This is a genomic window from Hymenobacter sp. B1770 (assembly GCF_049896385.1).
GTDB lineage: Bacteria > Bacteroidota > Bacteroidia > Cytophagales > Hymenobacteraceae > Hymenobacter.
In genome coordinates, this window is the sequence record NZ_JAFCUF010000012.1 from 72,514 (window position 1) to 88,859 (window position 16,346).

Genomic DNA, 16,346 nt, shown 5'->3' on the forward strand with positions numbered 1-16,346 from the left:
GCCGTCTTATACCAGTTAATAAGCTGCGCCAATTGCTTATAATCAGTTGAAAATCTACATTTTGTAGGTACCTATCTTCTTTATCAGCAAGATGACAGCTGATATGATAATATCGTACAATAAGTTAGTTAAAACAGACATATTTTCCTTTTGAGAGACGTGTAACTTGCTCTTATTCTTTAGTTACGCGCACATTATGAATACCCTACTGCGAAGCCTGTTTTTGAGTGGCGCCCTGGCCGCAACTGCCCTTCCACAGGCGATGGCCCAGACGCCAGCCGCGACCGAAACCAAGGAAGCCGCTTATAAGCGGACCGTCACTGAGCGGTCCGCCAAGATTGTGGGCAAGCTGGACGGACTGAAGGCCAAAGATTCGGTGCACGTCCGCGACGTGATTGCCGAGCAGTACGGCCAACTCAACAAAGTACACGAAGTTCGCAAGAGCCGCCTGGCCGCCATCAAGGCGCAGCCCCAGACCGATGCTACCAAAGCCGAAGCCGCCAAGGTCGAAACCGAAACCACCGCTTCGTTAGATAAGCTGCACGCCCAGTACCTTAAAAAGCTGAGCCGCCGCCTCACCCCTTCTCAAGTTGACCAAGTGAAAGACGGCATGACTTACGGCGTGCTGCCCATCACAATGCGCGCCTACAACGAGATGCTGCCCAACCTCACAGCCGAGCAGAAAGCTCAGATGCTGGCTTGGCTCACCGAGGCCCGCGAGAGGGCCATGGACGCTGGCACCTCGGAGCAGAAGCACGCCTGGTTTGGCAAGTACAAAGGCAAAATCAACAACTACCTCTCGGCCGCAGGCATCGACATGAACCAGGCCGGTAAGGACTGGCAGGCGCGCATCGCTGCCCGCAAGGCCGCCGAAGGCTCTCACTAGCTCTTTCACCTCATTCCCAGTTTAACCCACCAAACGGTTATGGCTCATTTTTTACCCCTGCAGCTGCCCCTGGCAGCTGGTACCCCTACCCGGCTGGCCTGCGCGCTCCTTGTGGGCGGAGCCCTACTCGGGACCATCCCAGCCGAAGCTACTTTGGCTCCAGCCCCTGCCTCGGCTAAGGATATCACAGTGGCCTTCAAGGGCCTGGTGAAGGACGCGAAAGGCAACCCGCTGCCTGGAGTAACCGTGCTCATCAAAGGCACGAAGACGGGCACCAGCTCGGGCAACGACGGCGTGTTTCATTTCAACCTGCCCACTGGCAATGAAACGCTGATTTTCAGCTTCGTGGGCTTCAAAAGCCAAGAGATAGCTGTGAACGGCCGCACGACGCTGGAAATTCGGCTCGAAGAAGACAAAGCTTCTCTCGACGAGGTGGTGGTGGTGGGCTACGGCACCCAGACCAGGGCCACCATGACGGGCGCCGTGGGGGTGGTCGACATGAAGCAGATTGAGGACTTGCCGGTGGGCAGCTTGTCCACGGCGCTCGTGGGCCAGCTGCCCGGTGTGAGCGTGAGCGGGGGCACGGGCCGCCCCGGCGACGCGGGCTCCATTACCGTGCGCAACCCCGTCATTAAGTCGAAGGACGGCGGCACGCTGCAACCCTTGTTCGTTATCGACGGCGTGGTGCGGACGGAGGATGACTTCAACGTGCTGGACCAGTCGGAAGTAGAGTCCATCTCCATCCTCAAAGACGCCGCGGCGGCCATATACGGAGCCCGCGGCGCGCAGGGCGTGGTGCTAGTGGCTACTCGCCGCGGCCAGGTGGGCGCGCCCAAATTCAGCTACAGCGGCTCGGTGGGCGTGACGGACGCCGCCATGCTGCCCAAGATGATGACCGGGGTGCAGCACGCCACCTACATGAACGAGCTCTACCGGGGAAACCGCCGGGCTGCCAACGACCCGTTGTATTACACACCGGACGAGCTGGAACACTTCGCTAACAACAACACCGACTGGCTGCGGGAAGCTTGGAAGCCGGCCACCGTCACGCGCCACGCCCTGAACATGAGCGGCGGCACCGAGCGGGCGACCTACTTCGCCGGCATTAGCTACAACTACCAGAACGCCAACTTCGACAACATCAACTCCAATAAGTGGACTTACCGGGCCAGCACCGACGTGAAGGTGACCCGCGGCCTGAAAGTGGCCCTCTCAGTGAGCGGGGACTTGTCGCAGAAGCGCATGTACTACCTCAAGCAGGGCGGGGAAAATGCTGAAAACGACATGCGCAGCCTGCTCTTCACACCGCAGTGGGCGCCGATGTATGTGAACGGGCTGCCGGTGCTGCTCTCGAACGGCAACGCCAACTCCGTGGACGCCTTCCACTTCTTTGAAGTACAGAAGTCCAACAACTACACGTCCAACCGCAATACTGGCCTAAACGTCACGGCCAGCGCCGAATACGAGCTACCCTTCCTCAAGGGCCTCAAGGCCCGGGTGCTGTTCAACAAAACCATGGATAACAGCTTTGGCAAGCAGTACGGTACGAAGTACAACGTGTACCGCCTGACCATGCTGGGCACCAACAAACACATTTACGGCGGTAACGTGCAAGGCAACCCCGTGGTGCTGAACAACGGAGACCGGGTTCGCCTGAACCCAACCACGTTCGATAGCTACCAGCTGAACGCCTATCTCAGTTATGACCAGCAGTTCGGCAAGCACCACGTATCCGCTATCGGCGTGGTTGAGCAGTCGGAAACCGAGATGGATGGCGTAGCTGCCATGGCCGAAGGCGCCATCATTGGCGAGGGGCTCGATTACATGAACTTTGCCACCGGCATTCAAACCACCACGGAATCCGCCAGCGAGTCCGGCACACTGTCCTACGTTGGCCGCTTCAACTACGACTTCGCTGGTAAGTACCTGCTCGAAACCACGTTCCGCTACGACGCCTCCACCAGGTTTGCGCCGGAATACCGCTGGGGCCTCTTCCCATCGGTGTCGGTGGGCTGGGTGATGTCGGAAGAGCCGTTCTTCAAGAACACCGTGCCCTTCGTCGGCTTTCTGAAGCTGCGGGGCTCGGTGGGCTTCCTCGGCGGCGACGCCACCAGGGCTTACAACTGGCAAACGAGCTACGGCCTGAAAACTGGCCAAGGCGCTGTGTTCGGTGGCAACAGCGACCGGTCGCTGATATTCTCCGCCAACAATGCCTTGGCCAACCGCGCCGCCCGCTGGGACGACAACACCAAGTACAACGCCGGTATCGACGCACGGTTTTTCGGCAACCGCCTTTCGCTGGGCGTTGATGGCTTCTACGACCGCCGCTACAACATGCTCACGGCCCTGTCGGGCTCGGCCCCGCTGCTGATTGGTGCGGCCCTGCCCTCCGAGAACTTCGCGTCGGTGGATGGCTTCGGTTATGAAATCTCGCTGGGTTACAACGACAAAATCACCAACGACTTGTCGTACCGCCTCAACACGTTCTTCTCCTGGAACGACAACAAGCAGCTCATCGTGGACGTCCCCCGCGGCCAAATTGGCAACTACGACGACCCCACCGGCCGCTCGAGCGACATGGGCGTGCAAGGCTATGAGTACCTGGGCATGTTCCGCACCCAAGGCGACGTCGACAAGCACCTGCAGGCCAACCCCGGCTACACCCTTTTTGGTGCAGCGCCGATGCCCGGTATGCTGTACTACCAGGACATCCGCGGGCCCAAAGATGCCTCGGGCCAGTACACGGGTCCCGACGGCAAAATCACGGACGTGGACCAGACCTTCCTGACCCCGAAGGCCGACAACCACTACGGCATTGGCTTCAACCCCAGCATCTCCTACAAGTCGCTGACCATCTCGGCCACAATGGGCATTTCTTGGGGCGGGCAGGCTCTGGTAGAGTCGGCCGCCCGCAAGCAGGCCACTCTCACTTCCAACCGACCCGCGTTCTGGGCTGACCACTGGACGCCCGAAAACACGCAGGCCGAGTTTCCCGCTCCCTCTTATGCTGCTACCTACGACGTGGCCTCGTCGTTCTGGTTCCGGAGCTCCTTCTCGGCGGGCATGCGCAACGCCAACATCTCCTATACCTTGCCCGCAGCCCTCACCAGCCGCGTGGGTGTGGGTTCGGCGCGCATGTTTCTCACCGCCCTCAACCCCTTCAACTTCTACAACCCTTACACCTACAAAAACTACGGCGGCGCATACGATGCTTACCCAACACTGCGCTCGGTGTCCCTTGGCCTGAACGTTGGCTTCTAATCTCTCCTCCCTCCGCAATATGAAACCATTTCATCTCATCGCCATCGCCACTATAGGCTCCGCTTTTGCGTTGAGCAGCTGCGAGAAAGTGCTGGATAAGGATAACCTGGGAGCAGCCGACGCTGAACTCATTTTCAAGGACTCCACGCTGACCAACCTCAACCTTAGTTACCTCTACGCGCAGAATACCCCGGATTGGGGCAGCCCCCTCACCAACACCATCCATGGCAACGTCAACGTAGCCGGCTTGTCCGACGAAGCCTTTGCCGATACCAAATTTCTGGAGGGTACGCTGCAGCAGTCCGACGTGGGCAACTTTGGCACCACCCTGAGTGCGACCAACAACTACGGAAAAATCCGGGCCATCAACATGTTCCTGCAGGACGTGAAAAACGGCCCGCTCCCGGCCGCTACGAAAGGGCGTCTGCGTGGCCAGGCCCAATTTCTCCGGGCGTGGCGGTACTTCGAGCTCGTGCGCGAGTACGGCGGCGTGCCCCTGGTGATGACCCCCTTGAACGCCGTGGGCATAGAAGCCCGCGACCTAACGTACCTGCCGCGCAACACGACGACCGAAACCTTCACCGCCATCACCGCCGACCTGGATTCAGCCATTCAGACCTTGCCCGGTAAGTGGCTGGCTAACTCCGACTGGGGCCGCATTACCAAGGGTGCCGCGGCCGCCTTCAAGGCGCGGGTGCTGTTGTACGCCGCCAGCCCCCAGTTCACGCCCGACAACGCCGCTAAGTGGCAGGCAGCCTACAATGCCAGCGTGCAGGCCCGCGACGTGCTGACGGCCAACGGCTCGCGCCTGCACGCCTCCTTCGACCAGCTTTGGTTTCAGGAAGTCGGCAACCCCGAAGCGGTATTTGTGACCGGGTATAACACCGCGACGGGCGACCAGGTAAAGCGCAACAACCAGTACGACAACTCTACCCGCCCATCCTACACCGGCACAGGCGGCAACGCCAACCAACCCACCTGGGAGATGGTGAAAGCCTTCCCCATGCGCGACGGCAAAAAGACCGGCCAATCCACAAAGTATCGCTACTCAGACACGCTTTTCTACAAAAACCGCGACCCCCGTTTCGACAAAACTATCGGCTACAACGGAGCTACCTGGCCCCTGAACGGCAATACGGCCTACAAGCTCTGGACCTACTTCCGGGGCACTACCTCGGTGGAGAACCGGGCCAGCAACACTGGTTTCTACACCCGTAAAGCCATCAATCCCACGGTCAACGTAAGCGAGGCCCAGTTCGTGGGTACCGACTGGATTGAGATTCGCTACGCCGAAGTGTTGCTGAACCTGGCCGAAAGTGCCTGCGGCGTTAACAATCTAACCGAAGCTTACACCCAGTTGAAAGCTATCCGCGCCCGGGCGGGCATCGAAGCCGGCACCGATGGCATGTACGGCCTGCAGTCGGGCATGAGCCGGACGCAAATGTTTGACGCCATCTTGTACGAGCGGCAGTTGGAGCTGGCCTTCGAAGGCAAGCGCTTCTGGGATTTGCGCCGGTGGCGCAAGATGGAGAGCACCCTTAACGGCAAGCGCCGCACGGGTGTCACCATCACCCTGAAGGCCACCGGGGTACCCGCCGACTTCGCCACTAACCGCGACAACGTGAACCTCGACCTGGCCTACACCAACTACTTTACCATCGCTTTCAAGAACCTAGACACACGCTATACCATCAATTGGAAGCCGCAGTACTACTTCTTTGGGATTCCCCAGGCTGCAATTGACAACAACCCCCAGTTGGTGCAGAACAACACCTGGGGCGGTTCCTTCGACCCCATACGCTAACCCTCCGGTCTTCCCAAATACCGCCATGTAAACCAATGCGCCGCCATTCAGGCTGAATGGCGGCGCATTTGCATATGCGGGCCTTCTATCCTCATCAATTCCTTCTGCTGAGTGAGCACGCGCAACCGCAATAAGCGGTACAACTGAATTATTAATCAAACAAAAAACCCCCTCTAAAATTAATAGAAGGGGTTTGTAGTGTTGCAGTGGGCCCAACTGGAATCGAACCAGTGACCTGCTGATTATGAGTCAGCTGCTCTAACCGATTGAGCTATAGGCCCAGTGCTGGAGGAAGTCATCTTTCACCTCAACCCTTGCCGTTACCGGCCCTCCAACGGGTACAAAAGTACGACCTTTGGGGCTGGAAAAACAAACCAGCTCATGTTGCCTCACCTGTTATTTGACTTTGGCGGCGTAATCATAGATATTGATTACGATGCCACTCCAGCCGCAATGCGGCGAATCAGCCGCGCTGGCAGCACCATTGCGTATTCGCAAGCTCAGCAGAGCGAGCTTTTTGACCAGTTTGAAACCGGGCACCTCTCCCCTACCGAGTTTCGGGCAGGGTTGCGTGCAGCCTACGATTTAGACGCTACAGATGCGGAGATTGACGCTGCGTGGCATGCAATGTTGCTGGATGTCCCAGCCGAACGACTGGCTCTTATTGGTGAGCTGCGCAGACAAGGACACCAAACGGCTTTGCTGAGCAATACAAACACTTTGCACATTGCCGAAATCAATCGGCGTTTGGCCACACAGTACGGTTTCACGAATGGAATAGCGGATGTGCTGGACCGAGTATTTTACTCGCAAGAAGTGGGTTTCCGTAAGCCAGGAGAGGAAATCTTCCGCTATGCGCTAAATCAAATGAACTGGGAGGCTGCGGATACGTTGTTCATTGAAGACAGTCCGCAACACGTGGCCACGGCCCGACGTCTGGGACTGCGGGTGCTACACCTGGCCCCGCCCCTTACCCTTACATCTGCCCTGCCCGAAGCCATCCGTGCCTTTCCCCGAGAATACCCCCCAGCCCATTCCTGACCCAGAAACTGAGCGCATACCCTCGCCCCTTGCTTCCCGCCCAGCTTGGATGCAAGGTGAACGCGCGCGGGCCCGTCAGCTTTTCCGACGATTTGAACGTCCCGAGCCATCAGCGGGCTATACGTATTCGGTTCATATCCTCTTGTTCCTGATAACGCTTGTTACTACCACACTGGCGGGGGTGCAATTAACACGGGGAGACATTGGCTTTCTGCCGCTCGACGTGTTTGAGCTGCGGGGGGCCGCACTCAGCGAGGAAGTGAAGAGAGGTTTGTGGTTTGCCCTGCCTTTTTTGGGTGTGTTGACAGTCCATGAATTTGGGCACTACTTTACGGCCCGGCGAAATAAAGTCCGCACGTCATTGCCGTATTACATTCCTTTTCCCATGGGGTGGGGCACGTTCGGGGCAATAATCCGAATCAAGGAGCGGATTTTTTCGCGACGTGAGTTTTTTGACATTGGGCTGGCGGGCCCGTTGGCTGGGTTTCTGGCTGCGGTGCCGTTGCTGCTTTATGGCTTCACGCATTTGCCTCCTCTAGAAGATTATTTATTTAAGATTCACCCAGAATACGCACAGTACGGAGCAGACTACACTCATTATGTTTATCCTCCCGGAGAACAGGGCATCACCCTGGTAAAACCGTTGTTGTACCAGTTTCTTGAAGCTACTGTGGCCGACCCGGCCCTGCTGCCACATGCTAATGAGCTGCTGCATTACCCCGTGTTGTTGGCTGGTGCGCTTAGCTTGTTCTTCACGGCGCTTAATCTGCTGCCAATGGGGCAGCTTGATGGTGGGCACATTCTGTATGGATTATTAGGCCGCCGACGCTTCAATCGAATGGCACTGGCGCTATTCGTAGGGTTTATTTTCTATGCTGGGCTGGGCATGTTCACTTTTGAGAGCGGCTGGCAGCAATGGCTGTATGGAGGGCCGGTTTATGCGTTGTATCTGGGAATAATATTTTGGCGGGTGCTGCCAACGCCGCGACAGGGGCTATTGCTGGGGGCAAGCATTTGGGCCGCGCAACTGGCCTTTACGATAGCGGCGCCAACCGTCATGGGTAATCCGGGGTGGCTGTTTTTTGGTCTATTACTGGGACGGCTTACCGGAATTTATCATCCGCCGGCACCGGATGAACGGCCACTGAGCGCGGGCCGCAAAGTACTAGGCTGGGTAATGGTGGTTATTTTTGTGGTGTGCTTTACCCCAAGTCCGTTTAAATGAGTTGTGGAGCATGCTCCTGCCTGCGCGGCCATTTGTCTGTGAGGCGTGAGGCTAGGGACCATGTATCTGCACTTCTTGGCGTTGGTTGAACCATGCGCCACCTTTTAATTTTCTGCCGCAGCGTCGGCTTTTGCCGCTCTTTCTGGAATGATATTTACCCAAAAGCAGCTTTTTCTGGGCACTACGCACATTGCTTTACGCGCAGAAAGCCTTTATATATGTAAACGCAACCCACAAGGAGTTGCGACGCTCGAAACTGAAGTTCCGTACGAAGAAATTCTGCCTGTGAAGGCGAGCGAACACCGCCATATCCCTACAAATCAGCTTATTCTTACGGGGCTACTGCTAGGTTTCCTGGGCTATAGCCCTTGGCAGGAGTGGCTGACTACTGGCCAGACGGGGTTTCAGATGTATTCCTGGTGGCTGATAGTTGGCATTAATATGCTGGCCATCTGGATACGCTTTGAGCAACAGTGGTGCACCTTCCGGCTGCAGACTGCTCACCTGGCCGTGACCCTAGCTGGCCGCCCCTGGCAGCGCAAGCAGTTCCGGACGCTGGTAATGGAGCTGGAACGTCGTACCAAAACCTACTTGCGCAAAGAGTATGGCCAAGTGAACCCGCTAGGTTTTATTGAGCCGCAACTGCGACGGCTGGCCTGGCTACACGAACTGGAGGTGCTGAGCGCCCGCGAAGCGCAAGCGCTTAGCACACGCCTAACGGGCCGGCGTACTTCTGACACGCTTAAGAGTATGGGGCAGGAGTTGGAGTCGCCGTATTTAAATTAGTGGGTCACCTGCCGATTTAGAAGTCGTTGTTCCCGCATTATTTCAATGGCCGGGCAAGGTTTGTTTATGACTGGCTGGGCGGTATGCGCTCGCATTTTTCCAACGCATATTGGCATCTATTCTTTCTTGATGAAACACTCGCCCCTCTCCGATTTCTTCAAAGTGATGATGCTGGTTTTGCTTGGCCTTAGCAGTTGTAAAAAGAACCCGGCGCGCCCTGATTCTGAAACGGGCGAATTGGCCGTGAGCATGGACCATGGGGTGAGCACGACCAGCGGTGCTAACAGCACCACTTTTAGCCCTTTGGTGCTTAATGTAAACACTTACAAGAATGCTAACGGCGATGATTTCACCGTGAGCACGTTTAAGTATTACATCTCGAATGTGAAGCTGCTCAAAGCCGATAACTCCACTTACTCGGTACCTGATAGTTACTTTTTGGTGGACCATTCAACGCCTGCTTCGCAAAAGCTGAAGCTCTTGGGAATTCCTGCGGGTGACTATACGGGCATTGCATTTACGATGGGCGTAGACAGTGTCCGGACAAAAGCAGGCGGTTTTACGGGCGTACTCAATGCCAACAACGGCATGTTCTGGGACATGAATGGGCCAGAGTTCATCAACATGAAGCTGGAGGGGCGTTCGCCACAGTCACCTACTACGGGTCTGGTTTTTCACATTGCCGGCCACAAGGGAGCAGCAAACAACACCATTCGCACCGTGGCGCTCCCCTTTGGCGCTGCCCAGTTGCCTGTGCGGGCAAATCACTGGCCTGAAGTTTACCTGCAAGTGGATGTTGCCAAACTGTTTACGGGGCCGAACACGACTATGCCGAGTCAGCCGTTTCTGAATCCGGTGGACTTTAGCACTGTGTATAATAAAATGAGTGGTCCGGCGGTAGCAAAACTTGCCGATAACGTGGCAGCGGGCATGTTCTCGGTTGCGCGCATTGACTCCAATTAGGGCTTGGTTGGGCTAGGCCACTGGCAGTGGGAAAGCTGCGCTTTGGGAACCCAAGTACGTTGGCGTCGTACCTATCCGGACACCAACCCCTTTGACAATGAGCATTTCCCTGAACCCGCAGGCCGTTATTTATGCCAAGCGCCTCATTCGCGACGGTAACATAAAGAATGATGAAGGCCACTGGGGCGAGCACAACCCTAATACGGCAGAAGAAAATGCTTTCTTAGAGGAGCATGAAATCCAGGAATACGGTAACTGGCACCTTGGCATTGATACGAGCAAAGGCGAAGACACCAAGGGCCGCTACAAATTCCCCTACGGTGACTTCAAGTCGGTGCACCGCGATGGGCTTATTGCAGCCAAGGAGCGCGCCGCGCAGCAAGGCTACACCGACATTGAAAAGGCTGCCGACCAACTGCTAAAGACGCTGGAAGAAAATGTGTAGCCGAAACTTCGGCGCAAGCAAAAGCCCCACCTGCACGCAGGTGGGGCTTTTGCTTGGCAGGAAATGCGCCGTTTAATGATGAGCCTGAGCGGGGCCCTGCCCTGCCAGGCCCAGCCGCTCCACCAGTTTGCCAATGGTGAGGCCCTGCACCAGAATGGAGAACACTACCACCACGTAGGTGACGGCCACCAGCAAATCGCGCGAGGCCAGGGTAGTGGGCAACGACAGAGCCAGTGCCACTGAAATGCCCCCGCGCAGCCCGCCCCAGGTGAGGATGGCCAAGCCGCTGCGACCGTAGCGCACGCGTGGAGGTAGTAAGGCCAGCGGCACTGCCACCGACAGTGCCCGCGCCGCCAGCACTACCAGCACGGCCGCCATGCCAACGGCCAGATACATTTTCTCGAAGCGCAGCACCAGCATTTCCAGCCCTATCAGCACAAACAGGAGGGCGTTCAATACCTCGTCGATGAGCTCCCAGAACTTGTCGAGGTATTCCCGGGTCACGTCGGACATGCCCAAGCGGCGGCCTTGGGTGCCAACCACCAGCCCGGCGGCCACCATGGCCAGGGGGCCCGAGGTGTGCAGGGCTTCGGCCAGAGCAGTACCACCCATAACGAGGGCCAGGGTGATGAGCACTTCCACCTGGTATTGGTCGATGGACTTTAGCAAACGGTAGCCTACATAGCCCAAAATGGCGCCCAGGGCAATGCCCCCAACGGCTTCGCGGGCAAATAATCCTATTAACTCAGGGCCGCTCATGCTTTCCATGCCCTGACGGGCTACCTGCAGCAGGCTGATGAACACGACTACACCCACGCCGTCGTTGAACAGCGATTCGCCCACAACGCGAATTTCGAGTTGTGGCGGGATGCGGGCTTTGCGAAGAATACCGAGAACGGCGATAGGGTCGGTGGGCGAAATCAAGGCGCCGAACAGCAGGCAATCGATGATTGGCAAGCCCAGCCCTACCAGTGGCAGCAGCACGTACATGGCACCAGCCACCAGCATCGTCGAGAGCACAGTGCCGGCCGTGGCGAGCGTGGCCACGGCGCCCTTTTCTTGGCCCAGGGCCTGAATGTCGGTGTGCAAGGCGCCGGCGAATAGCAGGAAACTCAGCATTACCTGCATGAGCAGGGCACTGAAATCGACGCTGCGCACCAACTCGCCCACGTTCATTACCCACCCCACCCCTAACTGGCCTAGGAATACGACTACCAACGAGGAAGCCAGCCCCAGCACCATCAGACCGATGGTACTGGGCAACTTTAAGAATTTGAAATTGACATAGGCAAAGGCCGCAGCAACGACCATAAGCAAAGAAAGGACACTGTATAGATGCATAGGCGGAAAAGAAGAAGTTTGGGGGCGCAAGGTACATTTCAAGCCCAACTGCTGGGCTGAACTTCCTTTGCTTCGACCCTCATACGTAGCAGCACACGTTTCGCACGAAAAAGCCGGCTCAGGCCCACTACAGGGCTGAACTTGAGTGACGAGTGACGACCAGCCAACGGCGTATTTCTATCACAGGCATTCAATGCATCATCGCATATAGAAAGGCCCCGGCTAGCAACTAGTCGGGGCCTTCTTAGCAGTCAACTACAAAGCAAGGGCTTAGCCCAGCGCTACCACGCCGGGCAGTTCTTTGCCTTCCATGTACTCTAGCAGGGCGCCGCCGCCGGTGCTGATGTAGCTCACCTGCTCGCCGAAGCCGAGCTGCTGCACGGCCGCCGCCGAGTCGCCGCCGCCGATGAGCGAATAGGCGCCCTTGGCCGTGGCTTCGGCAATGGCATGCGCCACCTGCTCGGTGCCTTTGGCAAAGTTGCTCATTTCGAACACGCCCATTGGGCCGTTCCACAGAATGGTTTTGCTGTCCCGGATGATGGCCGTGAAGGCTTCGCGGCTCTCGGGACCGAGGTCGAGGCCCATCCACCCTTCGGGAATGTCGGTATTGGGGGCTTCCTTCGTTTCGGCGTCGTTGGCAAACTTATTGGCAATGAGCGAGTCGGTGGGGAGCACCAGGTTTACGCCTTTTTCCTTGGCTTTCTGGATGAGCTCGCGGGCCAGGTCCACCTTGTCGGCTTCGAGGAGCGAGCTGCCAACTTTGCCGCCCTGGGCCACGGCGAAGGTATAGGCCATGCCGCCGCCAATGAGCAGGTTGTCAACCTTATCCAACAGCTTTTCGATGATGAGAATCTTGTCGGAAATCTTGGCGCCGCCCATAATGGCGGTGAAGGGCCGTTCGGCTTCTTCCAGCACTTTCTTGGCGTTGTCGAGCTCCGACTGGAGCAGGTAGCCGCCTACCCGGTCCTGGGCAGCAAACGAGTTGGCCATGACAGCCGTGGAGGCGTGGGCCCGGTGCGCGGTGCCGAAGGCATCGTTCACGTACACGGTGCCCAGCTTGGCCAGCTTGGCGGCAAATTCCTGGTCGCCGCCTTCTTCTTCCTTATAAAAGCGAACGTTATCGAGGAGGAGTACCTGACCGGGCTGTAGGGCCTCGGCTTTCTGCGCGGCCTCGTCGCCCAGCACATCGCCGCCCCATTGCACTTCGCGGCCGTACTCTTGAGTGAGGCGGGCCACCAGGCTTTCGAGGGAAAATTTCTTCTCATAGCCGCCCTTGGGCCGGCCCAGGTGCGAAAGCAATACCACCGAGCCGCCATCGTTGAGGATTTTCATCACCGAACGGGTGGCCATGCGAATGCGCGTGTCGTCGGTAATGTTTAGGTCTTTATCGAGCGGCACGTTGAAATCGACGCGCATTACGGCCCGCTTGTCGGCAAAATTATAGGTATCGAGGGTGTTCATGAGAGGATTGGGAGGAAGTTTGAGGCTGCAAAGTAGCACGACAACTCCCCTCCTTGGCAAGGAGGGGATGCTGGCGCGACGCGCCAGCTGGGGTGGTTGAAGTCGTTGAACGATGGCCGAACGATTCCTATGCAAGTTGTTCTGGTGTCGTTCAATGACTTCAACCACCCCAGCTAAGCCTTGCGGCTTAGCAGCCCCTCCTCATCTGAGGAGGGGAGTTTTCGCTCAACTCCCCCATTACCTCCCTTACCTTTGCACTACTTATGAAAATTGGCATTTTTTTCGGAGGCACTTCGCGCGAGCGGGAAATTTCCTTTGCTGGCGGCCGCACCGTATTCGATAATTTAGACAAGGCTCTGTTTCAGCCAGTGCCCATCTTCGTGGATAGCCTCGGGCAGTTCATTTTGCTTGACTGGCAGTATATCTACAAGGGCACCATTCGGGACTTCTACCCGCCGGTGTCGGCGCAGGCGCCCTCGCTGCATCACTTGCAGGTCTACATTGAAAGCCTGGGCGAGCTGAGCGACGAGCAGAAGCAGGAGGCCATTGGGAAAGTAGGCCGGCAAGTGCCCCTGGAGGAATTGCCGCGGCTTATGGACTTCGCCTTTCTGGCCCTGCACGGGCCGGGTGGCGAAGACGGCGCCATTCAGGGCGTGCTGGAGTGGCTGGGCATCCCCTACTCGGGGTCGGGCATATTGCCCTCCGCATTCGGCATCGACAAGGTAGCCCAGAAGAACCTGCTGCACGCGCTGGGACGGCCCACGCCCGCCTTCCGCGTTATCAAGGCCGAGGAGTGGGACACGACCGACCATGCCGCCACGCTGAGCTACCTGGTGCGCGAGTTGGGCTTGCCGCTGGTGCTGAAGGCGCCGCGCCAAGGGTCCAGCATTGGGGTAAGCATCCTGAAAACGGACGACCTGCCCAAGTTTGAGGCGGCTATTGAGCGCAGCCTGTTTCGTAAAATCGTAACCCGCGAGTTGTGGCAGCGCTTGGGCGAGCAGGACAAGCTGGCCTGGGTGCAGCACCTCACCGATATCCGCGAAGGCATTGGCTTGCCAGTGGTAATTGAAAGTTATCCATTGTCAGGTGATGGCAGCGCCCTGACCGCCGACGACGAACAGCAAGTAACCATTTACCACCCCGAAGCCCTGCTCTCGGCACTAACTGAGCGCCTGGAGACCGCGGAGCAAGTGCGCCTGACCAACGTGGACGGCGAAACCCAGGTGCTGATAGAAAGCTTTGTGGCGGGCCGCGAGTTCAGCTGCATTGTGGTGGAGGACCCTAACGGCCTGCCCTTGGCGCTGCCCCCCACCGAGATTGTGAAGGGCGACGAGCTGTTCGACTACCGCTCGAAGTACCTGCCCGGCCTGGCCCGCAAAATCACTCCTATTGATTTGCCCGAAACTAAAATCCAGGAGATTCGGGAGGCTTGCGAGGAGATGTTCCGCACGTTTGGCTTCCAAGTGTACGCGCGCCTGGATGGCTTTGTGGGCCACGATGGGCGCTTATTTCTGAATGACCCGAACACGACTTCGGGCATGCTGCCGGCGTCGTTCTTTTTCCATCAGGCGGCAGAAATCGGGCTCAACCCCTCGCAGTTTCTGACTTACCTGATTCGTACTTCGCTAGCGGCGCGGCGGCGGGCCGGCCTGCGTCCGGTGAAGCTGGCGCAACTGCTCGCCAAGCTCGATGAAGCCGTGGCCGGCCGGCAGCACGAGGCTACTGAGCGCATCCGTGTGGCCGTTATTATGGGCGGCTACTCGTCGGAGCGCCACATTTCGGTAGAAAGCGGGCGCAATATTTACGAGAAGCTCAGCTCCTCGGCGAAGTATGCCCCGGTGCCGGTGTTTCTCACTGGCTCGGCCGAGGAGCACCGCCTCTACGTGCTGCCCGTGAACGTGATGCTGAAGGACAACGCCGACGACATTCGCGAGAAGATTGAGCACGCCGAAGCCGGCGAGGCTGCGCACCCCATTCTGGAGCGTATTCGCCGCGAGGCCAGCGTAATTACCAGCACCTACGCCGGACAGGCGCTGGCGCTGCCGCGGCGTATTTCGTTTGAAGAGCTGGCCCACCTGGCCGACGAAGTGTTTATTGCTCTGCACGGCCGGCCCGGCGAGGACGGTGCCTTGCAGCAGCAGCTGGAGAAATACAACCTGCCCTACAACGGCTCGGGCGTGGCCAGCAGCAGCATCACCATCAACAAGTTCGAAACCAACAAGCGCCTGCGTGAAGCAGGTCTGCGGGTGGCCGAACACCGCATGGCCAACAAGCTGGAGTGGCAGGCCGATGCCGAAAGCTTCTATCGCTCACTCGAAACCCAGTTCCCCTACCCCTTCATTGCCAAGCCTGCCGACGACGGCTGCTCTTCGGCGGTGAAGAAAATCAAGAACCGTGCGGAGCTGGAAGCTTTCAGCCAGCTCATTTTCCGCACCGAAGAAGACCTGACGCCGGCCCCGGCCGAGGTGTTGCAGCTGGGCTTTAAGGAAGAATTTCCGCGCAAGGATGCCTTCCTGGTCGAAACGCTGATTAGCCGCGATGGCGCGGCGCACTTCCTGGAAATTACGGGTGGTCTGCTCACGTCGTACGATACGGAAGGACAGCTTGACATCGAAGTTTTCGAAGCCAGCGAAGCCCTAGCCACGGGCGAGGTGCTAAGCTTGGAGGAGAAGTTTCTCGCCGGCGAAGGCCAGAACATCACCCCGGCCCGCTACGACGTGGACCCTGCCGAGCGCCAGCGCATCTCCAACGAGGTGAAAGCTGTGCTGCGCCGCGTGGCCGAGGTACTCGACATTCAGGGCTACGCCCGCATCGATGCTTTTGTGCGGGTGCGCGCCGGGGGCGGTGTGGAAGTGCTGATTATTGAGGTGAATTCGCTGCCTGGCATGACGCCGGCCACCTGCATTTTCCACCAAACGGCCCTGGCCGGCTACACGCCCTACCAGTTTATCGACCGGATTCTGGAGTTTGGCAAGGCGCGGGTAAAACGGTCAACTCAAACCCCAACTCCCCTCCTTGGATAAGGAGGGGATGTTTGAGCCACAGGCTCGGACGGGGGTGGTTGGATTCGTTGCACGACACCCGAACGATGCTGCTAAGAGTTGTTATGGCATCGTGCAACGACTTCAACCAC

The 16,346-nt window shown here is 57.9% G+C and carries 11 protein-coding genes and 1 tRNA gene; 9 read left to right on the forward strand and 3 right to left on the reverse strand.

Going from position 1 to position 16,346, the window contains the following annotated elements:
* Positions 1–196 precede the first annotated feature (196 nt).
* Genes ACP7AJ_RS19110 through ACP7AJ_RS19120 form a run of 3 tightly spaced genes read left to right on the forward strand, consistent with a single transcriptional unit; the run spans position 197 to position 5,951 of the window.
* The gene (locus tag ACP7AJ_RS19110; RefSeq protein ID WP_426061803.1) at positions 197–886 is read left to right on the forward strand and encodes a DUF3826 domain-containing protein; all 690 of its coding nucleotides are present in this window, start codon (positions 197–199) and stop codon (positions 884–886) included.
* A gap of 39 nt (positions 887–925) precedes the next feature.
* On the forward strand, positions 926–4,147 hold the full coding sequence (locus ACP7AJ_RS19115) for a SusC/RagA family TonB-linked outer membrane protein (protein WP_426061804.1): 3,222 nt from the start codon (positions 926–928) through the stop codon (positions 4,145–4,147).
* 19 nt (positions 4,148–4,166) lie between these two features.
* A complete protein-coding gene (locus ACP7AJ_RS19120; RefSeq protein WP_426061805.1) occupies positions 4,167–5,951 on the forward strand; it encodes a RagB/SusD family nutrient uptake outer membrane protein in 1,785 nt (594 codons plus the stop codon).
* Between the two features lie 207 nt (positions 5,952–6,158).
* Here the strand turns inward: ACP7AJ_RS19120 and ACP7AJ_RS19125 are convergent.
* Positions 6,159–6,232: transfer RNA gene (locus ACP7AJ_RS19125), tRNA-Ile, on the reverse strand.
* A 100-nt stretch (positions 6,233–6,332) separates the two neighbouring features.
* Here ACP7AJ_RS19125 and ACP7AJ_RS19130 point away from each other — a divergent pair.
* From ACP7AJ_RS19130 to ACP7AJ_RS19150, 5 genes are all read left to right on the forward strand, one after another.
* The gene (locus ACP7AJ_RS19130) at positions 6,333–6,992 is read left to right on the forward strand and encodes an HAD family hydrolase (RefSeq protein WP_426061806.1); all 660 of its coding nucleotides are present in this window, start codon (positions 6,333–6,335) and stop codon (positions 6,990–6,992) included.
* A 49-nt stretch (positions 6,993–7,041) separates the two neighbouring features.
* Positions 7,042–8,217: a site-2 protease family protein gene (locus tag ACP7AJ_RS19135; RefSeq protein ID WP_426061807.1), complete on the forward strand. Its 1,176-nt coding sequence runs from the start codon at positions 7,042–7,044 to the stop codon at positions 8,215–8,217.
* A gap of 285 nt (positions 8,218–8,502) precedes the next feature.
* Positions 8,503–9,003 (forward strand): hypothetical protein, encoded by a 501-nt coding sequence (locus ACP7AJ_RS19140; protein WP_426061808.1) that lies wholly within the window; start codon positions 8,503–8,505, stop codon positions 9,001–9,003.
* Between the two features lie 45 nt (positions 9,004–9,048).
* Positions 9,049–9,966, forward strand: coding sequence for an MbnP family protein (locus ACP7AJ_RS19145; RefSeq protein WP_426061809.1), 918 nt, complete (start codon positions 9,049–9,051; stop codon positions 9,964–9,966).
* A 97-nt stretch (positions 9,967–10,063) separates the two neighbouring features.
* Positions 10,064–10,411 (forward strand): hypothetical protein, encoded by a 348-nt coding sequence (locus tag ACP7AJ_RS19150; protein ID WP_426061810.1) that lies wholly within the window; start codon positions 10,064–10,066, stop codon positions 10,409–10,411.
* 72 nt (positions 10,412–10,483) lie between these two features.
* On the opposite strand, the gene ACP7AJ_RS19155 is transcribed toward ACP7AJ_RS19150, so the two are convergent.
* On the reverse strand, positions 10,484–11,752 hold the full coding sequence (locus ACP7AJ_RS19155; protein ID WP_426061811.1) for a cation:proton antiporter: 1,269 nt from the start codon (positions 11,750–11,752) through the stop codon (positions 10,484–10,486).
* A 270-nt stretch (positions 11,753–12,022) separates the two neighbouring features.
* On the reverse strand, positions 12,023–13,213 hold the full coding sequence (locus ACP7AJ_RS19160; RefSeq protein WP_426061812.1) for a phosphoglycerate kinase: 1,191 nt from the start codon (positions 13,211–13,213) through the stop codon (positions 12,023–12,025).
* A 263-nt stretch (positions 13,214–13,476) separates the two neighbouring features.
* Here ACP7AJ_RS19160 and ACP7AJ_RS19165 point away from each other — a divergent pair, with 263 nt between their 5' ends.
* The gene (locus ACP7AJ_RS19165) at positions 13,477–16,236 is read left to right on the forward strand and encodes a D-alanine--D-alanine ligase family protein (protein ID WP_426061813.1); all 2,760 of its coding nucleotides are present in this window, start codon (positions 13,477–13,479) and stop codon (positions 16,234–16,236) included.
* Positions 16,237–16,346: the final 110 nt, after the last annotated feature.